At 68.4% G+C, this 24,773-nt stretch carries 30 protein-coding genes, 1 tRNA gene and 1 pseudogene; 5 read left to right on the forward strand and 27 right to left on the reverse strand.

The window, feature by feature from the left end:
* Positions 1–12: 12 nt before the first annotated feature.
* The 6 genes from ACSHWB_RS16235 to ACSHWB_RS16260 form a co-directional block, all read right to left on the reverse strand.
* The gene (locus tag ACSHWB_RS16235) at positions 13–666 is read right to left on the reverse strand and encodes a hypothetical protein (RefSeq protein WP_439662855.1); all 654 of its coding nucleotides are present in this window, start codon (positions 664–666) and stop codon (positions 13–15) included.
* A 141-nt stretch (positions 667–807) separates the two neighbouring features.
* Complete coding sequence (locus ACSHWB_RS16240; RefSeq protein ID WP_439662856.1) at positions 808–1,131, reverse strand: hypothetical protein; 324 nt, start codon at positions 1,129–1,131, stop codon at positions 808–810.
* 23 nt (positions 1,132–1,154) lie between these two features.
* Positions 1,155–1,562 (reverse strand): hypothetical protein, encoded by a 408-nt coding sequence (locus ACSHWB_RS16245; protein WP_439662857.1) that lies wholly within the window; start codon positions 1,560–1,562, stop codon positions 1,155–1,157.
* Positions 1,563–1,573: 11 nt separating this feature from the next.
* Positions 1,574–1,843 (reverse strand): hypothetical protein, encoded by a 270-nt coding sequence (locus tag ACSHWB_RS16250; protein WP_439662858.1) that lies wholly within the window; start codon positions 1,841–1,843, stop codon positions 1,574–1,576.
* A complete protein-coding gene (locus ACSHWB_RS16255; protein WP_439662859.1) occupies positions 1,843–2,721 on the reverse strand; it encodes a P22 phage major capsid protein family protein in 879 nt (292 codons plus the stop codon). Before ACSHWB_RS16255 ends, ACSHWB_RS16250 begins: the two co-directional genes overlap by 1 nt.
* A 2-nt stretch (positions 2,722–2,723) precedes the next feature.
* The gene (locus ACSHWB_RS16260; protein ID WP_439662860.1) at positions 2,724–3,335 is read right to left on the reverse strand and encodes a hypothetical protein; all 612 of its coding nucleotides are present in this window, start codon (positions 3,333–3,335) and stop codon (positions 2,724–2,726) included.
* A gap of 195 nt (positions 3,336–3,530) precedes the next feature.
* Here ACSHWB_RS16260 and ACSHWB_RS16265 point away from each other — a divergent pair, with 195 nt between their 5' ends.
* A complete protein-coding gene (locus ACSHWB_RS16265; protein WP_439662861.1) occupies positions 3,531–4,109 on the forward strand; it encodes a hypothetical protein in 579 nt (192 codons plus the stop codon).
* Positions 4,110–4,284: 175 nt separating this feature from the next.
* Here the strand turns inward: ACSHWB_RS16265 and ACSHWB_RS16270 are convergent, their stop codons facing one another.
* The 3 genes from ACSHWB_RS16270 to ACSHWB_RS16280 are packed head-to-tail and all read right to left on the reverse strand — an operon-like array spanning position 4,285 to position 9,032.
* Positions 4,285–6,225: a phage minor capsid protein gene (locus tag ACSHWB_RS16270; protein WP_439662862.1), complete on the reverse strand. Its 1,941-nt coding sequence runs from the start codon at positions 6,223–6,225 to the stop codon at positions 4,285–4,287.
* Entirely contained in the window at positions 6,203–7,753 is a 1,551-nt protein-coding gene (locus tag ACSHWB_RS16275) for a hypothetical protein (RefSeq protein WP_439662863.1), read from the reverse strand. The genes ACSHWB_RS16270 and ACSHWB_RS16275 overlap by 23 nt, the downstream gene beginning before the upstream one ends.
* A gap of 22 nt (positions 7,754–7,775) precedes the next feature.
* On the reverse strand, positions 7,776–9,032 hold the full coding sequence (locus tag ACSHWB_RS16280) for a PBSX family phage terminase large subunit (RefSeq protein ID WP_439662864.1): 1,257 nt from the start codon (positions 9,030–9,032) through the stop codon (positions 7,776–7,778).
* Positions 9,033–9,103: 71 nt separating this feature from the next.
* Between ACSHWB_RS16280 and ACSHWB_RS16285 the strand changes: the two genes are divergently transcribed.
* The gene (locus ACSHWB_RS16285; protein ID WP_439662865.1) at positions 9,104–10,249 is read left to right on the forward strand and encodes a DUF5677 domain-containing protein; all 1,146 of its coding nucleotides are present in this window, start codon (positions 9,104–9,106) and stop codon (positions 10,247–10,249) included.
* Here ACSHWB_RS16285 and ACSHWB_RS16290 read toward each other — a convergent pair.
* Both ACSHWB_RS16290 and ACSHWB_RS16295 read right to left on the reverse strand, forming a co-directional pair.
* The gene (locus ACSHWB_RS16290; protein WP_439662866.1) at positions 10,228–10,728 is read right to left on the reverse strand and encodes a hypothetical protein; all 501 of its coding nucleotides are present in this window, start codon (positions 10,726–10,728) and stop codon (positions 10,228–10,230) included. The two genes, ACSHWB_RS16285 and ACSHWB_RS16290, sit on opposite strands and share 22 nt — an antisense overlap.
* Positions 10,729–10,842: 114 nt before the next feature.
* Positions 10,843–11,688, reverse strand: a complete 846-nt coding sequence (locus ACSHWB_RS16295) for a hypothetical protein (RefSeq protein ID WP_439662867.1) — start codon at positions 11,686–11,688, stop codon at positions 10,843–10,845.
* Between the two features lie 306 nt (positions 11,689–11,994).
* On the opposite strand from ACSHWB_RS16295, the gene ACSHWB_RS16300 reads away from it, so the two are divergent.
* Entirely contained in the window at positions 11,995–12,129 is a 135-nt protein-coding gene (locus ACSHWB_RS16300) for a hypothetical protein (protein ID WP_439662868.1), read from the forward strand.
* Positions 12,130–12,463: 334 nt separating this feature from the next.
* On the opposite strand, the gene ACSHWB_RS16305 is transcribed toward ACSHWB_RS16300, so the two are convergent.
* From ACSHWB_RS16305 to ACSHWB_RS16365, 13 genes and pseudogenes are all read right to left on the reverse strand, one after another.
* Complete coding sequence (locus ACSHWB_RS16305; RefSeq protein WP_439662869.1) at positions 12,464–12,820, reverse strand: hypothetical protein; 357 nt, start codon at positions 12,818–12,820, stop codon at positions 12,464–12,466.
* 39 nt (positions 12,821–12,859) lie between these two features.
* Positions 12,860–13,180, reverse strand: a complete 321-nt coding sequence (locus tag ACSHWB_RS16310; protein WP_439662870.1) for a hypothetical protein — start codon at positions 13,178–13,180, stop codon at positions 12,860–12,862.
* A gap of 84 nt (positions 13,181–13,264) precedes the next feature.
* Positions 13,265–13,783, reverse strand: coding sequence for a WhiB family transcriptional regulator (locus tag ACSHWB_RS16315; protein ID WP_439662871.1), 519 nt, complete (start codon positions 13,781–13,783; stop codon positions 13,265–13,267).
* On the reverse strand, positions 13,764–13,961 hold the full coding sequence (locus tag ACSHWB_RS16320; RefSeq protein ID WP_439662872.1) for a hypothetical protein: 198 nt from the start codon (positions 13,959–13,961) through the stop codon (positions 13,764–13,766). Before ACSHWB_RS16320 ends, ACSHWB_RS16315 begins: the two co-directional genes overlap by 20 nt.
* Positions 13,961–14,095, reverse strand: coding sequence for a hypothetical protein (locus ACSHWB_RS16325; RefSeq protein WP_439664809.1), 135 nt, complete (start codon positions 14,093–14,095; stop codon positions 13,961–13,963). The genes ACSHWB_RS16320 and ACSHWB_RS16325 overlap by 1 nt, the downstream gene beginning before the upstream one ends.
* Positions 14,096–14,644: 549 nt before the next feature.
* A pseudogene (locus ACSHWB_RS16330) lies at positions 14,645–15,385 on the reverse strand (DNA cytosine methyltransferase); the annotation flags it as partial.
* The gene (locus ACSHWB_RS16335) at positions 15,382–15,903 is read right to left on the reverse strand and encodes a zinc finger domain-containing protein (protein WP_439662873.1); all 522 of its coding nucleotides are present in this window, start codon (positions 15,901–15,903) and stop codon (positions 15,382–15,384) included. The gene ACSHWB_RS16335 and the pseudogene ACSHWB_RS16330, both read right to left, overlap by 4 nt.
* Positions 15,900–16,943: a hypothetical protein gene (locus tag ACSHWB_RS16340; RefSeq protein ID WP_439662874.1), complete on the reverse strand. Its 1,044-nt coding sequence runs from the start codon at positions 16,941–16,943 to the stop codon at positions 15,900–15,902. Before ACSHWB_RS16340 ends, ACSHWB_RS16335 begins: the two co-directional genes overlap by 4 nt.
* The gene (locus ACSHWB_RS16345) at positions 16,940–17,134 is read right to left on the reverse strand and encodes a hypothetical protein (RefSeq protein WP_439662875.1); all 195 of its coding nucleotides are present in this window, start codon (positions 17,132–17,134) and stop codon (positions 16,940–16,942) included. The genes ACSHWB_RS16340 and ACSHWB_RS16345 overlap by 4 nt, the downstream gene beginning before the upstream one ends.
* Positions 17,135–17,228: 94 nt before the next feature.
* Positions 17,229–17,567, reverse strand: coding sequence for a hypothetical protein (locus ACSHWB_RS16350; protein ID WP_439662876.1), 339 nt, complete (start codon positions 17,565–17,567; stop codon positions 17,229–17,231).
* Entirely contained in the window at positions 17,560–17,811 is a 252-nt protein-coding gene (locus ACSHWB_RS16355) for a hypothetical protein (RefSeq protein WP_439662877.1), read from the reverse strand. The genes ACSHWB_RS16350 and ACSHWB_RS16355 overlap by 8 nt, the downstream gene beginning before the upstream one ends.
* Positions 17,808–18,698, reverse strand: coding sequence for a YqaJ viral recombinase family protein (locus ACSHWB_RS16360; RefSeq protein ID WP_439662878.1), 891 nt, complete (start codon positions 18,696–18,698; stop codon positions 17,808–17,810). The genes ACSHWB_RS16355 and ACSHWB_RS16360 overlap by 4 nt, the downstream gene beginning before the upstream one ends.
* Positions 18,695–18,934 carry a helix-turn-helix domain-containing protein gene (locus ACSHWB_RS16365; RefSeq protein WP_439662879.1) on the reverse strand — a complete coding sequence of 80 codons (240 nt, stop codon included), beginning with the start codon at positions 18,932–18,934 and terminating at the stop codon, positions 18,695–18,697. The genes ACSHWB_RS16360 and ACSHWB_RS16365 overlap by 4 nt, the downstream gene beginning before the upstream one ends.
* Before the next feature lie 690 nt (positions 18,935–19,624).
* Here ACSHWB_RS16365 and ACSHWB_RS16370 point away from each other — a divergent pair.
* Positions 19,625–19,712 (forward strand) — tRNA-Thr (locus ACSHWB_RS16370).
* A gap of 59 nt (positions 19,713–19,771) precedes the next feature.
* Here the strand turns inward: ACSHWB_RS16370 and ACSHWB_RS16375 are convergent.
* Complete coding sequence (locus ACSHWB_RS16375) at positions 19,772–21,472, reverse strand: hypothetical protein (RefSeq protein ID WP_439662880.1); 1,701 nt, start codon at positions 21,470–21,472, stop codon at positions 19,772–19,774.
* A gap of 10 nt (positions 21,473–21,482) precedes the next feature.
* Between ACSHWB_RS16375 and mgrA the strand changes: the two genes are divergently transcribed.
* Positions 21,483–22,511 (forward strand): L-glyceraldehyde 3-phosphate reductase, encoded by a 1,029-nt coding sequence (gene mgrA / locus ACSHWB_RS16380; protein ID WP_439662881.1) that lies wholly within the window; start codon positions 21,483–21,485, stop codon positions 22,509–22,511.
* A 77-nt stretch (positions 22,512–22,588) separates the two neighbouring features.
* On the opposite strand, the gene ACSHWB_RS16385 is transcribed toward mgrA, so the two are convergent.
* Both ACSHWB_RS16385 and ACSHWB_RS16390 read right to left on the reverse strand, forming a co-directional pair.
* Positions 22,589–24,022, reverse strand: a complete 1,434-nt coding sequence (locus ACSHWB_RS16385) for a sensor histidine kinase (RefSeq protein ID WP_439662882.1) — start codon at positions 24,020–24,022, stop codon at positions 22,589–22,591.
* Complete coding sequence (locus ACSHWB_RS16390; RefSeq protein WP_211335635.1) at positions 24,019–24,717, reverse strand: response regulator transcription factor; 699 nt, start codon at positions 24,715–24,717, stop codon at positions 24,019–24,021. Before ACSHWB_RS16390 ends, ACSHWB_RS16385 begins: the two co-directional genes overlap by 4 nt.
* Positions 24,718–24,773: the final 56 nt, after the last annotated feature.

Here is a 24,773-nt window from a genome sequence, read left to right on the forward strand (position 1 = left end):
AGGGGCGTCTATCTACATCGGTGACTGCGTGCCGAAGTCGTTCAGTGCACTGCGCTCAAATGTTGCTTTTGCCTGTGCGGATGATTCACTGATGACGGGCCATACTTGGTACGTTCTGTAGCTCTTGGATCGGTTGCCCTTGCTGTCGACGAAACCGTTTTCGAACCGAACGGATACCCATCGGTTCACGTTGACCACAGACGCGGCGTGCCAGTCTCGGTCTTCCCATACCCACACGGGATCGCCAGGATCGTAGTACTGGCCGGTCAAGTATGTGCCCCACGCCTTCAGGTGCTCTGCAATGGCGTATGGCTTGACGGCGTAGGGGTTCCACTGTGGATCGTGGGTCACGAGGTGCAGTTCGTCCGCAGAGAATGCCTGCAAGGTCGGCATTCCCTGTGTGGCCATGCGATAACGGGGAAGGATGGCGAGACTTGGCCGGTTCAACGTGACTTTCACGCGGAAGGTGCACAGATGTTCCGGCGGTGACCCGATGGGCCTGCCGGTCTTCCTGGTCCACTCCAGCCATTCGTTAAAAATGTTACTGTTGCGCTTACGGTCAAGAACTGGAACGTACCCGATTACGCGCCCCGAGATTTGGGTATTTCCCCAGGGGGCTGTTACGAGATCTCCACTCTTGTAATAGCTCGCGTCCAAAACTGTCATCTGCTCTGCTCCAAAGCCTGCGGGCTGCGACTCCCATCCGAAGTTGGAAGGTGGAGCAGACACTAAGCCGACGATGACATTACCCGTTACTGTCGTATTATCGACCCTTACCGAAGGTAAGTTTCTCGGCGTGTCGCCCAGTTACGCGAGTGCGACCTCGATGTGCGACCAGCTCGCCGGGTGGTCGAACGAGTTCGTGGTGATCACGCGGGCGGTGCGTTCGAGCGATGTTCCTTGCCAGACGGTGACTTTCGAGCCGACCGGGATGCGCACGCCCGGTCGCGTGCGCACGGTCGACTCGCTCACGACCTCTTCGCCGGACTGGTTGCGGACCAGGCGGCGCCGGTCCTCGACGAACACCTCGCGGACGACGACCGGGTCGCCCCAGACGTCGCCGTAGGCGCCGGTGCCGAGGTACGGGCGAACGGTGACGGTGTGCGGGGGCAGCACGGCGGGGATGTGCACGCATCACCCCGCAATCTGTTGTGTCACTGCGGTTTTCCGTAGCCGGTGACCCACCGGTCCGGGGCGTGCGGGGCCTGCGTGAGCAGGCCCGCGGTGGTGAGGATGCGGACCGCGTTGGGGGCGATGTCGGACGGCACGGAGGGGTCGGCGCGCTTGAGCCGCACGGTGCCGATCTGCGACTCGCTGTACTGCCCGGCGGCGCCGACCGGGTCGCCGGTCTCACCCCACCATTCCACGACGGCGCAGGTTGCCCGGCGCAGTGCGTCGCGTTCCTCGGCGTCGGTCGGGTAGCCCTGCGCGTCGACCGCGTACACGGCGGCGAGCAGGTGCAAGTCGACCAGTTCCGAGGCGCGGGCGAGCAGACGCGGCGAGTCGTCGGTGACTACGCGGGCGCCGGCGTAGTCACGTAGTTCGTCCACGGTGGCGTACACGCGCACCGCGTCTACGCCTCGGCGTCGGGGTCGTCGAGCAGCCGGGCGAGGTCGTCGCGCGAGAGGCTCTCGGCGTCCTCGCGGGTGTAGCCGCGCGTCAGGGCGTAGTCGACCCATTCGGACTTGCGGGCGCTGCGCGCCGGTTTCGCCGGGGGCAGGGTGCCCTCAACGGACTCGACGGGCTCCCACACCTCGGGGAGCCCGTCGAGCCGGTCGGCCATCCACGAGCCCGGTTCGGGCACGTGCACCTCGCCGGTGCGGCGGTTGCGGTAGGACAGCATCAGGCGCCCGCCTTGCGCTTGATCAGGACGGCGCGCTTGGGGTCCAGGGTCTTGACGCCCATGAGCGCGTCGATGCTGACGACGTCCTGCTTCTTGCTCATGTCGTAGCCGTAGATCACCCGCAGGCCGAGGCCCTTGTAGTTCACGACGGCGCCCTGCCCGGCGCCGATGCCTCGCGGCAGCGCCATCGTGCGGGTTGCCAGGGCGAACGCCTCGCGCCGGAACGCGACCGAAACGTCGTCCTTGATGTTCTGGCTCATGTAGTTGTCGAAACCGCGCTTGCGGCCGATCGAGGCCTCGCGCAACGCGGTCCCGTCGTCGCCGACCTGCTGTGCCTGAACGAACAGCGGGTCTTTCTGGAGCAGTGCCGTCAAGGTGGGGCTTTCGACCGCCCGACGCTCGGCGGTCGGCACATTCGCGCTGTTGAGGATCAGCCCGGCGTCCACGAGCACATCCGACGGGTTCGGTGCCGCCGCGTTGTACTCGACGGTCTGTGTGATGTCGGCGCGCAGACCGAGCACGAGCCGGTCGGCGTACTGCGCAATGGCCTCCATCGCGGGCGCGAGGAACTGCTCGCGGAAGTCGGTGATGCGCATCGTCCAGTCCTCGGACGTGACCGCGAACGACACGTCAGGGACCTTGTCCAGGGTGAGCGTGGTCGAGGTCTCGCGGGCCTCCTGCAACTGGATTCCGGTCTGCCGGTTGAACTCGTTGACCTGGAACACGGCGGGCTTGCGGATCGTGATCGTGTCGCCCGAGTTACCGGTGAAGTCGCTTTCGTAGTCGCGGTGCACGAGCCCGGCCATGACGGTCTGTTCGTACAGGGTCGCGATCGCTTCGCGGGCGATCACGTCCACGGTGAGAAGCTGGTTGGGCAAGGTCAGTTACCCCTCTTCCGGGTGCGGGTGATGTAGTCCTCGACCGAGAGCGAGCCGAGGTCGTCGGATGTGGTCGGCGAGCCGCCGGTGATCTCTCCGCCGCTGCGCTGCGGTGTGGCGGGAGTTGTTGCGAGCCTTGGGTTTGCCTTCACCGCGTCGGCGATGGCGGCGGCGACCTGCTCGCCGAACTTCGCGTCGGTGGGGTCGAGGTCGGCGACGCGGCGTCGGAACGCGGTCGAGTCGAGCAGCGCGTCGGGGTCGGCGTTCGCGGCGGGCGCGGCACGGAACACGGCCAGGTCGACCGCGCGCTCGCGCGCCTCGGTCTGCGCCGTGGTGAGCTGCTCGGTGACCTGCTCGACGGTGGGCGGGGTGCCCGCGGTGCCGATACCGAGCGCGGCGGCGATCTTGTCGACGACGCCCTGCTGCCCCTCGGCCTTGCTACGCCAGTCGGCCAACTCGGCGCGCAGCGCGTCGACGTCGGGCGCGGTCTGCTCCTGCGGCGCGGTTGCCGAGCCGGTGCCGTCGTCGGGTGGTGTGGTCGGGGCGGCGGTGGACTCCGACGCCGTTTCGCTCGGGGCACCCTCGCTGGTCTCGGTTGAGACGGGTGCGGACATGGGCAGACCTCCTGAACAGGTGACAGAACGAGAGATCGCCGCGACGCGGAAACACCTGCGCACCACGAAATGTGGGGGGTATGTGTGTATACCCCCCACATTTCGTTGCACAGCAGGGAATTCCGTGATGTGAGCAGCTCACCCGGATGGGTACGGAGCGTCGAATCCAGAGCGGCGAACGTCTACGTTCTTGTTGTGGCTCTTACAGAAACCCTTGCGATCTTCGGTGCCGCCAGTGGTGGCGCCTCGCTACTGTGGAACGTCGCTGCCTGGCGGATGAGTGGTAGCAGCGTGTCGGTGCGTGTGGGTACTGGTGTCTACAGCCGCAGCGGACGTGAAGCGCTGACGTTGCCCGTGCCGCGAGATCAGGCGAAGGAAGGCATCAACGTCTACGACGTGCCCCTAAGCACCGGGGGCATCGAACCTGTGCTGATCGTGACCGTCTACAGCAAAGGGCGGTTGGCAGTCGGGTTGAGCGGTCTTCGATTCGTGGGGCCTGGCGGGATGCAGTACGTGCCGCCGGCGCCGCTGGAGGGTGCACTGCCTGCCCGCCTCGATGTTGGTGCTCCACCGCACAACGTGGTGTTGCCGCTGAACAAGGTCCAAGTTGCGATGCACACCGCACTTCAGCGAATCGGTAGCAGCGAGATGCAGTGCCGAGTGGTGGTCGACCTCGGCAACGGGAAGTCGATCCAGAGCAAGCCCATCCGGTTCTATACGGGCGAGGACCCGTACAAGGTCGACGCGCTGGAACAACCCGATCAAGCCGAGTAGTCGACCGGGTAGGACACCGTCACTCGTCGGAATCCAGCCCGCCAGGCGATTGCGAGCGATCGAGCGGGAGCTCGAGTTGCCCCCTCGGCCGTGCGGTAGGGGTTCGCGGCCGGTCGGCGTTGCTCGGCGGCGAGCCGTCCGGCGTCGTAGGCGGCGAGGACATCGGCGGCGCGGGTCACTGCAACCAGTCCTCCCCGCCAGTGCGGCGCCCGGCGTCGCGGGCGATGGCGGCGTTGCCGAGCAGCCATGCGGCGTACTCGTCGAACGACATGCGGCCGTGGTCGTCCCACCAGCCGAGCAGCTCATCGGATGCCCACTTGCGCGCACGGCCGACGGGTCCCGTGAACAGCTCGCGCGGGTCGATGCCTGCGGCCTCGCCGGCGTTGTTGAGCAGGTAGCCGTTCGTATCGGCCTCGGCCTGCCAGAACTGTTCGGCGACGTAGTCGCGATACGCAGCACGGGCCAACTCGTCGAACCCGCGACCGGTGTAGCCGTCGGCCCGTAGCCGCCTGATTGCGTCCTCACGGTGCAGTCGCTCGACCGTCGTGCCGGTGGCCCGCGCCCACGCCTGTTCGTCGTCCATGCCGTCGGCGACAAGGCGTTCGTACACGGCGAGCTGCTCGGCGCGGCGTTGCTCGCGCTGCTGCTCGCGTCGTTCCCGGTCGCGTTCACGGCGGGCCTGCGCGGCGTTGGCCTCGGCCTGGCGGCGGTCCATCTCGGCGAGCACCGCGTCGACGCCCGTCTCGTCGTCGGCGACCTCGGCGAGCCGGGCGTCGAGATCGTCGTCGGTAAGTTCGGCCAGTTCGGCGGCGAGCTGCTCGCGCGCCTGCTGCTCGGCCTGTTCGGCGGCGAGGCGTTCCTGCACGCGTCGCCGTGCCTGCTCGGCCGCGACCGCGTCGAGGCGCGCCTGCTCGACGGTGTCCTCGACGAGCTGCTCATCGACGGCCTTGCGGCGGGCGCGGGCGGTGCCCGCGGTGCCGTGGCCGAGGTTGGTCTGCTCGCGGTAGCGCTTGCGGTTCACCCCGGTGGCGTCGACGTGCTCGCGGATCTCGGCTTGCAGCTCGCGGATACGGGCCTGTGCCTTGCGCGCGTCGGTGTCGTCGAGCGCGCCGGCCTCCTTGCGCTTCTCGCGCCGTACCTTGCGTTCCAGCTCGCGCAGGTGCTCGCGTTCGTCCTCGGCGGCCTGGTCGTGCTCGGCCGGTTCGGCGAGCCGGGTCACGCCGGGCAGGTACGGGAGCAGGGTGTGCCGACAGTTGGGGTGGAACAGGCCGGCGGCGCGGGCCTGCTCCACGGTGGCGGCGACGTCGACCTCGACGGGCTCGCCGGTGAGTTCGTTCTCGACGGTGCGCGGGCCTGCGTCGCCGTCCCTGGCAAGGATTTTCCCTTGCCACACAGAGCACAGCTCGCACCCGTCGGTGGTGTTCGAGACGGTGACCAGCTCGACGCCGAGCTGCTCCATGCGCGCGAGGTGCCCGTCGTTCCACGCCCGTGCGGTCGCCGTGCGTACAGCCATCTCGGTGTAGCTCGCCAGGTTCCACGCACGGCCGGACCGGTCGACGAACCCGGTCACGCCCTGCGAGGCCAAGCGATCCCAGGCGGAGCGCTGCGCCGAGCGGGTCGTCGCCATGCCGAGCAACTGCAACGGCGCCGCTGCGGCTACCGCGACTTGGTAGGCGTCCTGCGCCCACCGCAGCACCCGCAGGTACAGGGCGTCGAGGCGCGACGTCAGGTCGGCCGCGAGCAGCACGGCGGCGTCCATTCCGGGGATGACGTCGCGCAGCGCGGCGAGCTGGGAGCGGTCGAGCGCGCCAGCGTCGGCGAGCTGCGCGAGGCCTGCGGCGGCGCCCGCCTTCCAGGCGGCGAGCACCGCCTCGGCGGCGGCCGAGCCCGACTCGGCGCGTAGCTGGGTGAGCATCCGCTCGACGGCGAGACGGACCTCGCGCACTGCCGAACCCTTCTGCAGGAGTTCGTCATTTACCGAACCAGCAGTGCGGGCGCGGCGGGCGATGTCGGCGAGCAGCCGTGCCTCGGCCTCGGTGAACACGGCGAGGATGTCGCGGGCGAGCTGCTCGACGACGTCGCGCGGGTCTGCGTCAGGCGGCGGTTCCCAGGCCATCAGCGCCCCCGTCCTGCGGACCGCGCCAAGTGGCGGGGTCGGGGACATTGCGGCCGGTCTCGGTAAAGATCCGGGCGACCTCGGCGTCGACCTGGTCGTCGTCCCAGTCGGGGTGCACGATCCGCACCCGCACGTCGGTCGAGGCGGCCTCGGCGGCGAGCAACGCCTGCGCGGTGCGTGCGAGGTCGCCGACGTCGGCTTGCGCCTGGTCGCCGAAGCTCACGACCGGGTCCTCGTCGAGGGCGACGCCGGGCGTGCCGAACACGTGCCGGTCGACGTCGAGCAAGGCCGCGGTGATCGGCGCGAGCGCGGCCGACCAGTAACGCGACTTCTTGTCGCGGGTGGTCTCCGACAGCTCGCGCCGGTCGACGACCTCGGTCGCGGTGACGCCGGTCGCGCGGCCGTTGGTCTCGCCGAAGCTGGACGGCGAGTAGCCGGCGGCCCGCAGGATGTCGTGCGTGATCTGCTCGGCCGTGGCCTTGTGCTCGGCGACCCTGATCTCGAACTGCGTCGCCGTGATCGGCTTGGACTCGCTGCGGCCGGTGAGCATGTTCAACTCGCTATAAATCTCCTGATCGTCGTCGAACATCGCGCCCTGACCGGGGCCGAGCGGTTGCAGGAACCCCGCCGGCACGATCAGCCGCGCGCGGGCAAGCCGGACGTCGCGGACCCAAGACGAGTACACCTCGTCGAGCACGTCGAACAGCGGCTCGACGCCGTCGAAATCGCTGCGCCCCAACGGACGCAGCGCCGGCAACGACCGCCACTCGCGCGACGGCCGGATGTTCGGGCAGTACGTCGCGGTCAGCCGCCGGGTACCGGTCTCGATCGCCCCGTCGGCGTCGACCAGCTCGGCGGCCCACTCCGTCGAGGGGTGCTCGGTGAGCGGGATCGCCCGGCCGAGCTCATCCTCGGTCCCGAGGTGCAGGGCGTGCACGATCCGGCCGGCCTCGTGCCGTTCGAGGTGGCGCAGCACCTCGGCACCGTCGGAGTGCGCGACGGTCTGCCAGAACGTGACCGCGTGCAGCGTCTTCCAACGCCACTCGGGCACTGCGGCGTCGGCGTCGACCGCGTCGAGCATCGCGTGCGGGCGAACGTCGCCGTCCCACACCACCCGCAAGTACGCCCCGCCGAGCGCGGCGGCGACCTCGGCGGCCTCCAGGAGTGCGCTGTGGGTGTTCGGGGTGTTGATGATCTGGTCGAGCCGTGCCTGCGCGCTGGAGTTCTCGACGCGCACGCGCGGCGGCTCGGCGAACAGCAGGTCGGCCGACATGGTCGCGAGGTCCGAGGCGAGCGGGATGTGCACGCGGGTCCGCTGCTGGCCCCGCGGTGAGACCGGGCGCCCCCAAAAGAAGCGGCTCACCGCGCCGACCAGGCCGCCCCGGTACTGAGACGGGCGCGAGTGGACAACCGGGCCGTTGCCGTAGTGGGCGGCGAGGTCCTCGGCTTTGCCGACGTACCAAGCGTTCCACTCGCGCATCTTGCTCGCGGCGATGTCGAACGGCTTCGGGGGCCACTGGTCGCGCATGGCGTGACCTCCTTTCGGTTGGTCACGCGGCGAGCGCAAGCGTTGCGCGCCAAAGGTTTTCCGTGGTGGTGATGGCGTAGCGCCCGGCGTCGAGGCTGTGGTCGGCGACCTTGATCGGGCGGTCCTCGCCCTTGGTCGTCGCCTTGTCGTCCCAGGCGTAGCCGGGTGCCTCGGCGATGAACCCGGTACACCGGTCGGCGACCCGCAGCCGCTTCTCGGCGAGCAGGCTCGACACGACGCGAATGCCATATGCGACGTCGTTGTCGGCAGCGGCCGTGGTGACGCCGTCGTTGTGGAGCTGGACCCGCAGCGACGCGGCCGACGGGTCGGCGACGATCCACTGCGGACGCAGCACGTTCGGGCGCGGCAGGTGCGGCACGGTGAGCCAGTCGCGCAACCCGGCGGACAGCTGCGCGTCGGTGAGCCGTGTGCGCGCGTGCGCGGGGTCGTGGCGCCACTCGTCGACCAGGTACAACCGATCGTCGACGCCCTCGCCGAGCAGGATCGCCGACGTCGGGTTCGTGGTGCCGTAGTCGATCCCGACGGCGAGCAGCCGCGCCATGTCGGGCAGCTCGGCCCACGGCACGACGTGCTCGGCCGGCGACCACATGTCGAACACGGCGCCCTCTGCTGCGACCCACTCGCCGAGCACGAACCGTCGGAACCACAGGCCCGTGTACTCGCGGCGGATCGACGTCTTGTAGTCCTCGGTCAGCGCCGGGTTGTCGTCGAGGGTGAACGCGAACGACCGCCAGTCAGGCAGGGAGCCGAGCCGGTCGAGGTAGCGGCGTCGCACCCAATGGGCCGGCGAATCGGGGTTCGTCGTTGCGAACAGCTGCGCGCCGGGGACGCTCATCCGGCCGAGCAACTGCACGAAGAACTCTTCGGAGATGACGGTCAGCTCGTCGACGTAGGCGCCGCAGCACGTCAGGCCGCGCAGCACCTTCTCGGCTTTCGAGTCGCTCGCGCCGAGCACGTACACGACGCGGTCGAGGATGCGCGCGGTAGGCGCCCCCGGCGTGTAGTGCACGAGATCGGCGATCGGACCGAACAGCGACGGGTCTTGCAGCGGCGCGAACACGTTGCGCGCCACGCTGTCCCGCGTGCGGCCGACGACCACGAGCTGACCACCACGCGGCGCGTTCGCGACGTAGATCAACCAGCGCAGCAGGCTCGCGATGGTCTTGCCGCTGCGGATGGCGCCGGACCAGATCGATACGCGGGTCGAAGACTCCCGCAGCGACTCAAGCTGTTTGAGTGACAGCGGAAGGTCGTGCACAGACACACCCCCGCTGGCGTGTCGGAGTATTTCCCTCGCTGATCACCGGTCCCGGTCGTACGCTCTTTGGCGTGCAGCGAGAACGAGCGGGCGATGGTTTCAACTCGACGGTCTATGCGACGCTCGCCGAGGGGATCGAGCGCGCACGGGCAGCCGGTCGCAGTAGTGAGGAAATCGAGAAGATCATCTCGGAGTTGATGGGCGCTGCGATTGACTCAACTACGCCGATTTGGACTGATGGACTATTCAAGTCGACTCCGTCAATGCTGCGTGCCCATCGTCGGCGGCACCGCAAGTTCGAGCGCAAGCTACGGAAGCATTGGGGTCGAGGGCTCGACCTCTACTATGCAGTGGTGGTCGCCGCAGAGGAAGCCGGCGGAACCTACCTCTCCGAAGTGGACGAAGACGACGAAGAACTGAATCTCACGCTCATCGAGTCTCTGGCAGGCCTGCACGCGCGAGCCTGTCGAACTGCGCTTGAGGTATTTCATCTGTGCAAGGTCGGCCTTGCGCAGGGGGCGCTCGCGCGATCTCGGACGCTCCACGAACTAGCAGTGACGTCTGCGGTGCTGGCAGACTACGGCGGCCGGCCGGAGTACGCGGACCTCGCCGAGCGCTACCTGCTGCACGATGTAGTCATCAACTACAAGGACATGATCGTTTTTCAGGAAAAGGCGCACCAGATCGGCGAGGAAAAGCTAGCCGACGAAGAGGTCGCCGAAATCACACGAGAACGAAACGAACTCCGTGATCTTTACGGAAGTGCGTATTGCGGAGATAATGGCTGGGCGGCCGTTCTGTTTGGTGATCGAAATCCCAAGTTTCATGAACTTGAAGAAATAGCTAACCTGGCGCATCTTCGTGGTCACTACAAGTGGGCTAGCCACGAGGTGCATGCCGACTCGAAGGGGTGGCGACTCAACAGTGAAGATCGCGACGGAAGGCTCTACCTTGAGACCGGATATGCAGGTGTGGGCCTAGCTGATCCGGCAAGCCTCGCGCTCAACTCGCTGATCAACACGACGATTGCCTTGCTGTTCTCTTCGGGTAATCCGGAGCCCTTCACGCTCGTCGCAGCGAAGGTGATCATGGAGCTTTCAGGCGAAGCGCAGTCCGAACTCCTCAGGGGACATGAGTCGGCGGAAGCATTCGACGAAAGGTTCCGCATCGCACAGAGGGCGTTGCGTGGAGCTGATCAAGACTGCTCTTCGGAGTAGCTGGTACGGATTCCCAACGCGATAGCGAGCCCGCTCAACATGCTCTTGGCGCCCTCGCTGCCCTTCTCAGCGTCGATCGCTTCGAGCCGTGCGGCAGCAGCAAGGTGCGTCGACAACGCGCTCGCTAGTGACTTCTCGTCCTGCGCGGGCACGTGGTCGAGCGTCTTGGTCTCGATGCCATGCACCGTGGTCGCCGTGTACTTGTAGCCGGGGGACTCCAGGCGGGCGAGCACCTGCTCGGCGCGGCCGTAGAGCCTGCTGGTGATCTCCGTGCGGCGGGCGCGGTTGTCGATCTGCCGGGCCTGCGTCGCGGCGGCCGTCTTGCTGCGGTCGAACGACAGACCCAGCTCGCGGGCAATCACGGTCACCGTCGACGCCGAGCGCCCGGTCACGCGGGCGATGTCGTTGCGGCTCTTGCTCTCGCCGTGCAGCTCGCGCACGCGGTCGCGGTCGGCGTCGGTGACCGGGTTGTGCGGCAAGGGAAATCACCTCGCCTGCGGCCAGACATGCGACGGCCCCGAGACCGGGGGAGGAGGGTCTCGGGGCCGTTGTGCCGGGGGATGGGCACAGTTCACCCGCTGCGGTTTCGCAGTTTAGGCACACGAGGGCTCGGCGCGGGTGACACGCGAACGCACGGGCGTAGCGAGCGCGACGTCGATCACCTCGCCGACCAGGTACCGGGGCCGGCCCTGCGCGTCCGGCGCGCGTCGGGTGAGCTTGCCGTTGCGCGCCCACGTGCGCAGCGTGTTCGCCGACAGGTCGCGGCCGAGCAGCCTCGGCAACGCGCGGGCGATCTCGGCGGCCGTGCCGAGGTGCCCGCGCGCGGCGTCGAGCAACGCGCCCCGCAGCGTCTCGACCTCGTGGCGGGTCTCGCACTCGCGGCACCGCACCGTCTCGCGGTCCGGTCGCGCGTAGAGATCGGCCTCGCAGTCCGGACACGGCCCGCAGTAGATCCGCGCCGGCGCCAGGTCGACCGCTCGGCGCACGCGCTCGACGGCGTCGGTGATCTCGTCGAACAGCTCGCCGCCGGCATGGTGGTACTCGATCCACGACGGGTGCCGCCGCAACCAGGCGGCTATCTCCGCGAGGGTGTCGTCGAGGTCCAGCGGGTCCAGCTCGGTCGTCCTGCTCTTGTCCGCGGTGATGACCACGCGGCGCGGCCCGTGCGTCTCCCACAGCTCACGAACCCAGGTCGACAGCACCGAGCGCAGGTCGCGGCCGACCTCGGCGGCGCCGTCGTTGTACGGCAGCCCCACCTCGGCACTGCGCGAACCGACCGGCATACCGGTTCGCGCCTGGCGGGCGATCGTCGTGTCGAGTTCCTCGGCGAGGTCGGCCACGTCGGCGAGGTCGCCGTCGAGCCGGCCGAGGCACACCCCGCACACGTAGGCCTCGGGGTCGGTCGGATGGTCGCAGGTCGGCGAGGTACAGGTGATCACTCTGTGACCGTCGCCCGGCAATGTCACCGGGCTCACGTCCGGTATTCGGAGTCCGGGAAACTTTTTTCCAGCAGATTCGCGCTGGTTGGGCCAGGCCTTTAGAGTGGGCGCTCTGCGTTGTCCTGCGTTGTCCTGCGTTGCTCTGCGTCAATTGAGAGGAGGACCTCCAGAGTTTCGAGTTACGCGTAACTCGAAACGTTCCGGGGTTTCGTGCGCACGAAACCCCGGAAGGGACCCCGGGTTCGCGGCTGTGAGGCCACGTCACTAATCTGCGGTCGTCAGATCACGAAGAGGGAGGGAGGTTGAATGGGAGGCAAGGGCAAGGGTTGCCGGTGCGCCGAGGTGCACCGAACAGTGCGGCTCGCGCTGGTCCTGGCGGGCGCCCTGGTATTGCAGGGCTTCATGCTGCTAGGACAGGGCGGCTACCCGCCGGTGGCCTAGCAGCATGAGCGCTTTCCTGACGGGGGCGGTGACCGGTCACGGTCGAGGTGATGCAACACCTCGGCCGAGAGATGCCCGGTCGCTGCCCCTGTTGCTCAGAGCGGAAACGTTACGGGCAACCGCCTGAGTGGTCATCACACTACCGCACCTATTAATGGCATGATGTCATGAGGTCAAGTTACCCGCGATACTATTACACGGCATTTGACCAGCTATGAAGGCTAGACAGACGTCATGATGTCTGTCCGCTAACTTGCAGATTGGGGTTAGAGATGGAGTTGTCTAACTTGATCGGCAGGCAACTTAGTCATCTCTATCGGTAGCCGCGAAGCGATCAGAACGGCGGCGTGTCGTCGCCCTCGCCCCTGGGGCGAAGGAAGTCACGAGCGACCCAGTGGCGCACCCACTCCTCGCCGAAGAACGGCACACCCGGTTGGTACACAACCAAGCCCAACCACGAGTTGTTGGCGGCTCGTAGCCACCGGTGCACCTCGCCCGTCGCGAAGCCCTGCCCCTTGCTCACGGCCAATGCTCGCGGGCTGACGCCCCGGTGTGCGATCAGGCTCGTCGGTGTTCCGACGGACTGCCCCAACACTCGCTTGAGGACCTCGGCAACGTCGACCCACACCAGTTCGGGCGGCTCACACACGCGCCACAGCGGTGAGGGCCGCTCCGCTTGGGCGTCGACCATGTGTTCGATACTGCGGTCGGGGCGCGTCGTTGCGCAAGCTCACGAGCTGGTCGCGTTCGGCACATGGTCCTCGGGGTCGTCGTCGGGCAGGCGGTCGAGCAGCAGCCGGCGAGTGCCGCCGCAGTCGGTGCACGGCTCAACGCTGTTGATGTTGAACGCACAGCGGCAGTACGCCGCGAACCACTCGACGCCGTTCTCGTCCCGGTGCGGCGTCCGCTCGATCTCCATGTGTGCCCGCCGCAGCGTGCACTCGACCGCGTCGTCGTGCGGGTGGGTCTCGCGGCAGTTCACCGGGTCGGCGAACTGTGCCGCTCCCCGAACAAGAGCGTGGTAGGCGCGCTGCTCGTAGTCCGTGCTCATGGCTCCCCCTCGTGCATCCCCAGCGAACGACGTTGCCGATCAACGGCCTGCGGCGGCGGCAATCGCGCACCGCAAGATCACCGTTCACGCCGCGACGGCGACCGCGTCGGCGACGGCCTCGACCTGGCCGAGGTGCGGAAGACCGGGCAGCGGCAACACGTACTGATCCGCTCCGGTCCAGCGACGACCCGTACGGAGCGGCTCGGCCAGGACGATCGGGTGCACCCACGGATCGCTCACGCGGCGGCGTCGCAGGTTGCGGCGTCCCCGCTCGTAGTCGGTGTGCGCCTTGCGGCATAGGTCGCATCGGCAACCGTGCTTGGCGTAGCGGGGGTTCGTGCCGTGTGCGGGGAGCACTGCGGGCAGCTCGTGCCCGTCGCGTTCGGCGATGCGCAGGCGTTCCTCGGCGTCGAGTCCACCCCACAGCCCCCAGGCTTCGCCGGTCGCGAACGCGGTCGCGAGGCACTGCTCGCGTACCGGGCATGAGGCGCACAGCGTCCGACATTCGGTGTCCTCGGCGGGCGACTTCGGCTCGATGAAGTCGAGGTCAACGCGGCCCTTGCAGGCCGCTCGGGTCTGCCACTCAGGCAGCCGGGGCAGCATCGAGCAGCCTCCGCACGGTGTCGAGCGCGTCGTCGAGCGCTTGCGTGATCGGGGAGTAGGCGACCAGGCGGGCGAGGGCGACCTCGGCGTCGTGGCGGTCGCGGGCCTGGTGGTGGGTGAGCGCGCGGTCGAGGGTCTCGGCCACGCCGGCGAGCGCGTCGCGGGTCTCGTCGGTCATCACGCGGCCTCGCCCACCGGTTCGGCGAGCGCGGTCAGCAGCCACGGCAACGCAGCAGAAACCTGTTGCGGCACAACGCCATTACCGAGAATCCGCAGCGCGGCACTGCGCGAGATGCCGGGTACATCGGTCACCCACCCAGCCGGCAGGCCTTGCATCCACTCGACGAACGCCGGGTTCAGGACCCGGTCGGCTCGCCGTCCGTCCACAGTGGGCGCAGGGGCGACTCGTCCGAGGTGCTGTTCCCATCGCCTGATGGCCGGTTCGTAGCCGCCGAAATCCACGCGGCCGGCACCTCGTCCCAGCTCGCGAACTCGTGCGGCAGCGTCCCGACGGCCAGTTCGAGAGCCTGTTCCAGGCTCGCCCCCGAGGCGCCGCCCTGCTCCGCCGGACGCTGCGCCCACCTCAGGCCGGTGCGCTTGGTCCCCGTGCGCGGAGTCGGCAGAAGCGGCGTCGGCGCGGCGAACTCGCGGGCGATCGTCTCCAGCGACGGGCGCACCGCGGCGCCGGGCGTCGGCGACTGGTTGGTGCCGTAGGGCGTGGCGCTCGCGGTCGGCAGGAGCTGCACCATCGTGCGCAGGTTCGGGCTCCCGTCCCCGTGGTGGCCCGGTCCGAAGCGATCCGACGAGGTCGGCGTCGGCAGCAACGACGAAGACCCGGAAGCGCTCGTGAGGGGCGCCCACGTCGGCAGCGCGTAGGCCACACCACGCCGCGTCGTACCCGAGGTCGGCCAGGTCCGCGAGAACAACGCCGAGTGCCCGCATAGCTGGGCCTGCGTCGTCTCCCAGGCACCACGGGCAGGGTTCCACCTGGCTATGACCTCGTGCACTCAGGACTCCTCGCACGTTCTCGGCGACGATCAGCCGAGGGCGCAGGACGCTCGCGGCGTAGACCATCTGGGACCACAGCCCCGAACGGGTGCCGGGGCGCAGGCCGAGGCGCATCCCCGCAACGCTCAAGTCCTGGCAGGGCCACCCGCCGAGGAGAACGGCGACGCGCTCGACCTGCTCCCAGTCCACGGCCGTGATGTCACCGAGGTTGGGCACACCGGGCCAGCGATGGGCCAGCACGGCGGCGGCGTCCGGATCGTTCTCCGCGTGCCACGCCAGGGCGCCGCCGAGCACGGACTGCACGCCGAGGTCGAGCCCGCCGAACCCGGAGAACAACGAGCCGATCGCCGGCCCGTCACCAGGGGACCCCGCTGAGATAAGCCGGATTATGTCGGCAAGTTCGGCGCCCGCGAACCCCTCGTCGAGCGGCTCGGAAACCGCTCCGTCTGGCCCCCGATAAGTGAGCTTTAGCGGCGGCCAGACGTCGGGCCGAGCGTCGTCTCGCGCGTGCGCGCGGAGCGGCCCGCGACCGGTCGCCGCCGCCGCCCTGAAATCGCCGTGCGTGTCCATGTCGTCCCCCAGGTCGTGAGTCATCGCGCGGCCGTGAACGCCTCGGCGAGCCGGGCGTCGTGTGCGGGTTGTTTGGTGAGCGGCTTGCCTTTCGGCCCGGTGCAGCGGGCGCCCGGATGGGCCTTGCACCACGGGCAGGCCACGGCGAGGTACACGCGACGGGCCTCGGCCTCGGCCTCGACGTGCTCGGGGTCGGCGCCACGGGTGAGGGCGAGCGCGGCGGTGACGCGGGCGACGCCGGAGCGGATCGAGCGCACGAGGTCCTCGGGCCGCTGCTCGATGGCACGGGCGCGCAGTGCGTCGCTGTGCTCGCGCTCGGCGTGCTCGCGCCGGGCGTTGCGCCACGACTCGACGATGTCCGCCGGCATGACGGTCTCGGTGCTGCGCCGGTAGTGCTCGCGCAGCGCGTTCTCGGCGGCGGCGTACGGCACGTCGTCGAGCACGTGTGCCCACGTCCGGACCTGCATCGTGCTTCCGGCGCTGATCTTGTTGTCGAGCGTCGAGGCGATGCCGAGCAGCCGGGCGACCTCGGCGGGGGTCATCGCCGAGGCCCGTCGAGCATGAGCAGCGTGCCGTCGACGACGTGCCCGTCGTCCTGGCCCTCGTGCTCGAATTCGGCGGCGAGCGCGAACCACCCGGCGGCCTTGGCGTCCCGCTTGGACAGTCCGGCGGGCGCGGTCGGGGCGTCGGTGTGCCGGACCTTGACCGCGTCGGCGTACAGGTGCGGCAGGAGACCGGGCGCGGCGCCGGGGCGGCCGTGCCACAGGTCGAGCGCGGCCGTGACGGTGTCCGGGTCGGCGCGGTCGGCGAGCAGCCCGTCGACCTGCTTTCCCAGTGCCCGCACCGTTTTCGTCGGGTACGGGGTGCCGACGGAGCGATGCCACCCGGCGGTGAGCCGGTAGGCGTCCGGACGCACGGCGGTCGCGGCGAGGGTGCCCGCAGTGACCCCGGCGCCTCGCGTGCGCGTGCGCGCGTGACGCTTTTCTTGAGTTGGTAGGAAGTCTGGGTGACTACTCCCCTTACCCCCTACCCCCGCGTTTGACGGGAACCCTTCGGCGAAGGGTTCGGCGAACCCTTCCGACGGGTGTTCATCGGGGGTGGTCGAGGGTGGGTTCGAACGTGAGCTCGTGGGTTCCGCGTTGGTGGCTGTGCCTCCGTCGAGGGTGTCGGCGACCGCGTCGGCGTGCACGTGGTCCAGGCGCCGCAGCTCGGCGGCAAGCACGGCGCGCAGCTTCGGTGACTCGACCGCGAGGGCCTGGCGGAACGCGGCTTTGAGCACGTTCGGTTGCTTGGCGACGCCGTCGCGCCGGACGAAGGCGCGCACGAGCACCTCGTCGGTGTCGGCGTCGACGACGGCGAACCGGGCGCGGTCCAGCTCGGCGAGGGCGGCCTCGATGTCGGCGACGTCGGTCGCCGAGCAGCCGCGCGCCCACCTGCTCACCGTGAGTGCCAGGACGCCGGCCTGATTGATCGTCGGCTGCGAGAGCAGCAGGAAGTACAGCCGCTGTGCCTCGGGCGACAGGGCGCGGAAATCGTCGTCCCGCCAAATCGCCGTGAGGATGCGCGCGTGTTCGCGGCTCATGCGGACGCACCTCGCACGTGCCGCGCAGCGATGCCGTTGCCCGCTGCTCGGCGGCGCAGGATGCGCGCCACCTCGGCGGCCTCGGCGGGCGCCAACTGGTCAAACGGACGGCGGGCGGCGAGAGCGGCCTCGACGGCGAGCGCGTCGAGCAGCCTCGGCTCGGCGGGCACGCCGGTAGAGCTGATGATCACGGTGAATCCCCCAGGAAGCGGCGAGCGCGGGCGTGCGCCATCGCGCCCGCCGCAAGATGACGACGGACTTCGTGGTGATGCGGGGTGCGAGCGGCTACGCGGCCGACGACTGCGGGTTCGCGACCCAGACGCGGTTACGGCTCGCTCGCCGACTACGGCGTCGGCTGCGGTACTCGCCGCACGGCACGATCCGCCGGCGGGCGGCCCACGTGCCGATCAGGCTCGGCAGCACGTTCGGCGAGTGCGCCTCGATCCCCTTCGGGATGCCGCGCCGGATGTCCTCGGCGGTGAACGGCTGACCCGAGGCGACCAACTCGTCGAGCACGACCTCGGCGGCCTCGCGGTAGCGGCGGTGCGCCGCCACGGCGGCGGCGAGGTTGGCCTCTTGCCCGCGGTGCCGTTCGGCGAGGCCGAGCTGAAGCTGATCAGTCACGAGGTTCCTCCCAAGGCGGCGGGTTGTGGTCGAGGTAGCGAGCCCACTCGCCGAGGTCGGCGAGCAGGCGGTGATGCCGGGCGACCTCGACGGCTCGCTCGGCGGGGTCGAGCCGGGCGAGCGTCGGACAGGCCGGGCACTCGGGGCAGCAGGGCACGCAGTCGACGGCCGCGCAGCAGCCGGCGGGCAGGTGGTCGCCGCAGCACGCGACGACCACCCCCGCAGCAACAAGGCCGGCGGTCACGCGGCGGCGCCCGCACGCACGGGTGAGGGGCGCAGCGAGGGCGCCGCACCGTTGCGACCCGGTACGCGGATCGCCACCGACTCACCGTTCACCAGCGCCCGGCGGTGCTGTCCGAGCGCGTCGAGCACCTCGGACGTCACTCGCAGTTTCGCGGCCTCGGCACGCTTGGAGTCGGCGACCGCAGCCCGGTACTGCTCGGCGAGCCCCGCCTCGATCTCGACCTCGGTGTCGTCGATCTCCGGGTGCAGCTCCCGCACAGCCCGGTACGTCGCGGCGTGCTCGTCGATATCGGGTCGTACACCTCGGTCGACCGCGTCGAGGAACTCACGGGCAGCGGCGCGCAGCGCCTCGGCCTCGGTGAGGTTCCACTCGACGAGGTACTCGCGGAACTCCAGGTGCGTCGTCAGCACCGCGACGTGCGCCCGGTCCAGGCCGAGCGCGTCGAGCTGCCACATGACCTGACACCGGACGTAGCCGGGCACCTCGTCGGTGCCGCGCCTGCCCCACTCGAACAGGTCGGCCGCAGTCTTGACCTTCAGCAGTGCGCGCTCGCGGAGCCCGGTCAGCATCCGGTCCGGCGTCGCGAGCTGCCACGGCCGTTGACGATTCGACCACATGCCCGTACGGCGCACGCGGTACTCGGGATGCTGCTCGGCGAACCACTCGGCGACCACAGGTTCGAGCCGGTCACCACGGCGCATCGCGTCACTGCTCGGCGCCGGAGCGATCAGACCGCGTTTCCTATTCCACAGAGAGAACGCCGATTCATACGGCGAGAGATTCATAACCGCAGCGATCTCCGAGCCCCCCAGGCCCATTGACCGAACCGCATTCCATTCACGAGAACCAGGCTCAAACGAGCCAACGCGTACAGCTGAAGCCTTCACGCTGCGGCCCCGTTGTTAGTCCTCGCGATCTCGAACACGTCGTAAAAGGAGACTTCGAGCTTCTCCAGGGTGAGCGCGATCATCGCGTTACCGGGCAGCTGTTCGCCGTCCAGCACTCGGCTAATGGTTGACGGAGACACGCCAAGTCGCTTGGCGAGCTTGTACCGCGACGTGAGCCCTTGCGCGATCCCGATTCTCTCCAGCGCGTCCGGGCGGACACGCACGTGCGCAGACATTCAACCCCCCAGGTCGATTCGTGCACGGAACGTTCCCGTTCACGATCACGACACTACGTCCGCATCTGGACACGGTTCAACGATTGCGTTAACGGGAACACCTGACGAAACGGTCCGTGGACGCACGCACACATGCCAGCGGCTACGCCAAATGGGTTGAAGTGTCGACACCACACGCTGTGCTGATGTGACGCCGCCTGGTGGCGGGTTGTCGCAGAGTAATCGTGGATGCCGTAGGTGGTTGAAGCGTCAAAGATCATGTGACGCAACAAAAAGACCGAGGCCATGACTCAGATCCGGGGTGCTGCGCTCGCTTCGTCTGCATACGAATGACTACGATGTGCTTATTTGCGCGCACGCCACGGTTAGTCAACCCTCATCTGGAATCACGGTCATTTGTAGCGACTACATCGACCCGAATTAGTGACGCAAAACACAGGCTAGATCCGTTTACGTCTGACGATTCGCGTGCTGCAACTCGTTTGGGTGAGGGAGATAATTGTTGTCATCGCTAACCAATATGCGGTGATAGATCGGCAGTCGAGCAATTTAGTTGCGAAACGGTCGGGTCTGTGCGGTTGTCTTCATAGGGACGGCTCGGTCTGTTCGGTCCTGTCTCGCAGGGGGTGAACAGCGGTTCTGAAGATCCACATCTCACCCCTCACACATGCCACTTGCGCTTGTCTGTATGCTGGCGTTTGACCAGGTAAGTACAGCGCTAGTGCTCGTACGCCTTGTAAGCGAAAGGTTAGGGGTTCGATTCCCCTCGCCGGCTCCATTGGACACGAGGGTTCGCCCAGGTGGGCGGACCCTCGTCTCATTTCGGCTGCGCCTCGCTCAGCTTTTGCGAACGAGCCCGGTAAAGCCCGCGACACTCAGCGTGGCGAACGACCAACCCAGGATCTGCACGACCCAGCCTGCTCCGGTCGCCCACTGCCCGGCTGGTCCGTTCGCCAGTTCGCATCTCGGTGTGCCACCGAGCTTCACCAGAGGGATCGCGAGATCCGCCGCAAGACTGATTCTGTTCACCGGTGAACACGAGTCGGCCGGGCGGTCCTTGGCCGGTGTCAGGCCGTTATAGGCGTTGGTTGTCCACACGAGACAAAGCGCCAGCAGGAACGTGACGAGTAGGCCAATCACCGCCCTGGAGGGGCGGTAGCCGTAGCCGAGAGTGACGCCCAGGAACCAGTGCCAGAGCTTGTTGCCGGGGTCGCCGCGGCGGCGGAGGTCCCGTTGCTGGGCGATCAGGACCCGGCGGGCGGTGTGCTCGTGGCCGGCGGCGCGATGGACGGCGGCGAGCTGTTGGTAAGGCTGGGCCTCGTACCGGAAGTTGTGTTCCCGCAGCATGGTCAGCCACGCGTCGGTGTCATCCGGAGGCTCCGGGTAGGTCAGGCCCCTCGTCGTGACGGCGAAGACCTCCGCCTTCAGCAGCCTCTCGACGTCGAACTGGAGCAGGTCGCCGACCTTGGTGTTGGACAGACTGAGGTCGTACCCGTCGCCCCGGTTGGCCAGCTTCTCCGGCCGGAACGTCAGGTTGCCGCTGACGTCGCAGTCGTCGATCTCCACCGCGGGCCGCGCGGTGTTCGCGTCGATCACCGCGTTCCTGACGAGCAGGCTGGCCGCGATCGCCGTCTTCTGCACGATCAACGCCGGTCCGTCGTCGTTGCGCACCGAGCCCTCGATGACGAGGCTGCCACCGATGCGGGTGTCGATCGCCTGGACCGTGGCGGCGGAGGAGAACCTCGACCGCGCGTCGAACCCCTCGCTGAGGTAGACGTCGCCCTGGAACCGGCTGCCGTCGAGGCTGATCCCGCAGTCGTCGCCGGTGCGCAGCACCGCTCCCCTCATGTACAGGGAACCGGCCGTCGCGTCGATCATCATCACGGCGCCGCTGTCGCCACCTGACCTCACGTAGCTGCCGTCGAGGTAGACGTCGCCGCCGACCTTGGCGTTGTTGGCGTACAAGGCGGTGCCCGACTCGTTGACCACCACCGCCTCGAAGAGGACCAGGTCGCCACCGATGTCGCAGCCGTTGAGCCAGACCTGGTCGGCGAGCAACCGGCTGGCCATCAGCCTTCTGCTGACGTGCAGACCGGAGGCCAGCAGCGGTCTCGCGGTGGCCCCGACGAGGAGCAGCGAACCGTCGACACGCGCGTTCTCGAGATCGACCATCCCGGTGCAGCGGGTGTCGCGCATCGTGAGGTGCCGGGTGCGCAGGTTCTCCGCCCTCAGCCCGGGAAGCGTGGACCCGTCGAGCGACAGGGCGGGCAGGTCGGCGTCGTAGAGCGAGAGCGGTTCCTCGAAGAGGCAGTTGTCCAGTTGCAGGGCCGTCGAGGTGTTGACGAAGTCGAGGTCGAGCACCCCGGTGATGCGCGCTCCGACCAGCAGGAGCCCGCGCGGGTCGACGTCCCCCGACCGCACCAGGTCGCGGATCGCCGTGGCGGGCACCACGTTGTCCCCTCGCCGTGAGAGGTCCAGCACCTCACCGGCCTCGGCCGCGCGGATCATGTCCTGCTCTGTCCCACTAGGACGTGACATTCTGGGCACCATGTCCTACCTCGCGGATAGCGCGCGCTACGACCAGATGACTTACCGGCGGACGGGACGCAGCGGGCTCAAGCTGCCCGCCATCTCGCTCGGCCTGTGGCACAACTTCGGCGGCGACCGGCCCTACGAGTCGGGTCGCGGGATCGCGCGGAGGGCGTTCGACCTCGGTGTCACGCACTTCGACCTCGCCAACAACTACGGTCCGCCCTACGGCTCGGCGGAGATCACGTTCGGGCAGATCCTGAAGGATGATCTCAGGCCGTACCGGGACGAGCTGGTCATTTCGACGAAGGCCGGCTACGACATGTGGGCCGGGCCGTACGGGGAGTGGGGCAGCCGCAAGTACCTGCTCAGCTCGCTCGACCAGTCGCTGACGCGGATGGGGCTCGACTACGTCGACATCTTCTACTCGCACCGGTTCGACCCGGAGACGCCGCTCGAAGAGACGATGGGCGCGCTCGTGTCCGCGGTGCAGCAGGGCAAGGCGCTCTACGTCGGCATCTCGTCGTACTCGCCTGCCAAGACCCGCGAGGCCGCGCAGCTGCTCAAGAGCGCCGGTGTGCCGTTGCTGATCCACCAGCCGTCGTACTCGATGCTCAACCGCTGGATCGAGCCGGAGTTGCTGGACACGCTGGAGGAGGTCGGCGCGGGCTGCATCGCGTTCTCGCCGCTCGCTCAGGGCATGCTGACCGACCGCTACCTCAACGGTGTGCCCGAGGGCTCGCGCGCGTCGCAGGGCAAGTCGTTGTCTACGGACCTGCTGACCGAGGAGAACATCGGCCGCATCCGGTCGCTCAACGAGGTCGCCAAGTCGCGCGGGCAGTCGCTGGCGCAGCTGGCGCTGACCTGGACGATCCGCGACCCGCGGGTCACGTCGGCGTTGATCGGCGCGTCCTCGGTCGGGCAGCTGGAGCAGAACCTCGCGGCACTGCAGGCGGCGCCGCTGACCGACGACGAGCTCGCGGAGATCGACAAGTACGCCGTCGAGTCGGGCATCGACCTGTGGGCGCCCTCGTCCCAGGCCGACTAGCGCCGCCTACGCCTGCCGCTCACCGCACGCGGGGCGCTTTCGTACTGCATGTCAGTACGAAAGCGCCCCGCGTGCGCTCAGCCGAGCGGGTAGCGGGGGAGACGGATCGTGAAGACCGTCGACCCCGGCCGGCTGGTCAGCTCGATCGTGCCGCCGTGGGCCTCCACCAGCGACTGGACCACGGCCAGTCCGAGGCCGCTGCCGCCGCGCTGGCGGGTCCGCGAGTCGTCCACGCGGTAGAACCTGTCGAAGATCCGCGCCTGGTCGGCCTCCGGGATGCCGGGGCCGGTGTCGCTCACCCTGATCACCGCCCAGCCGTTCTCGGCCGTCACCTTCAACGACACCGAGGTGCCGGCGGGCGTGTGCACGGCAGCGTTGGTCAGCAGGTTGTCGAGCACCTGCCTCAACCGCGTCGGGTCGGCGGTCATGGTCACCGTGTCGGCGTCCACGTCCAGCGGCTGCGAAGGCCTGCCCGCGCGGAACGCGTCCGCGGCCGCCTCCGCGATCACCGAGAGGTCCAGCTCCTCCGGGCGCAACGGTGGTTCGGTCGCCGCGGAGTCCAGGCGTGCCAACAACAACAGGTCGTCGAGCAGCACGCTCATGCGGGACGCCTCCGACCGCAGCTTCTCCAGGTGTTTCTCGCGTTCGCCCGGTTCGTTGGCCGCCGCGTACCGGAAGAGGTCCGCGTAGCCGCGCAACGAGGTCAGCGGTGTGCGGAGTTCGTGTGAGGCGTCGGCGATGAACCGGCGCAGGCGTTGTTCGGCGGCCGTGCGCGCGGCCAGTGACGTGTCGATGTGCGCGAGCATCTTGTTGAACGCCTCGCGCAGCTCCTCGACCTCCACGCCGCCGCCGCGTCCGTCCACTCGCACGCTGAGGTCGCCGGAGTCGGTCAGGTCGTGCGACGAGATGTCGTGCGCGGTGTCGGCCATGTCCGACAGCGGCTGCATGCCCTTGCGGATCAACGCCTGGCCGCCCACGACCAACGTGACCAGGGCAGCCAGGAACGCGATCACGCCCACGGTGACGAGCTGCGAGATCGTGTCGTCCCTGTCGTGCATCGGGGCCGCGCTGACCAGCACCCACTCGTTCTTGATGATCTGGCAGGCGCGCACCCGGAACTTGCCCTCGCCGCGCAGGTAGTCGGTCTGGAACTCGTCGGCGGTCAGCGCCTTCCGAGCGAGGGCGGCGAACTCCTCGCGGTCCTCGCTGTCCGGCGGCTGCTGGTCGCTCGGCTGGGGCCGCAGCTCGCCGTTCTCGACCTTGTACGCGACCGCGAACCAGTCCGGCGGGAGCTTGGTGAGCTTGCCGTAGTACTCGATCTCCTTGACCGCGCTCGTCTGGCTGATCACCATCTGGTCGTCCAGGCGGCGGTCCAGGAAGTCCTTCATGGACGTGACCATGACCCAGCCGACGATCACGAACACCGTGAGCGCGAGCGCGCCGAGGCCCAGCGCGAGGCGGGTGCCGAGCCGCCAGTCGCGAACGGGCTTGGGCTTCACGGCGGGGCTCACTCCGCTGCTCGGCGGAGCACGTACCCCACACCGCGCACGGTGTGGATCAACGGCTCGCGGCCGTCGTCGAGCTTGCGGCGCAGGTGGGAGATGACCAGTTCGACCACGTTGGAACGGCCGCCGAAGTCGTACTCCCACACGTGGTCGAGGATCTGCGCCTTCGTCAGCACGGCCGGCGAGCGCCGCATCAGGTAGCGCAGCAGCTCGTACTCGGTCGGCGTCAGCGTCACGAGCTTGCCGCCGCGGCGGACCTCGCGCGTGTCCTCGTCCATCACCAGATCGGACACTTTCAGGACCGAACGTTTCCACGACGGACCCGTCGAGCGGCGCAGCACGGCCCGAAGACGGGCCATCAGCTCCTCCACCGAGAAAGGTTTTACGAGGTAGTCGTCGCCGCCTCGGGTGAGTCCCGCCACACGGTCCGCGGTGCCGTCACGAGCCGTCAAGAAGACCACAGGGACCATCGCGCCGGCCGCCCGCATCCGATCAAGAACGGTGAATCCGTCCAGGTCAGGCAGCATGAGGTCGAGCACGACGATGTCCGGCTGGAACTCGGCGGCCTCTCTCAGCGCCTCCTCACCGTTGAGCGCTGTCGCGGCCTGCCAGCCCTCGTACCGGGCGACCGTCGCGACCAGGTCAGCGATGTGCGGCTCGTCATCTACGACGAGCAATCGAACCGAGTTCCCCTTGTCCACGTGCTCATGGTGCGTCACCCGGTGGCTCCGGCGCTCGATCGACAGGAAGTCGACAG

The organism is Lentzea sp. HUAS TT2, assembly GCF_051853195.1.
In the GTDB taxonomy this organism is placed as follows: domain Bacteria; phylum Actinomycetota; class Actinomycetes; order Mycobacteriales; family Pseudonocardiaceae; genus Lentzea.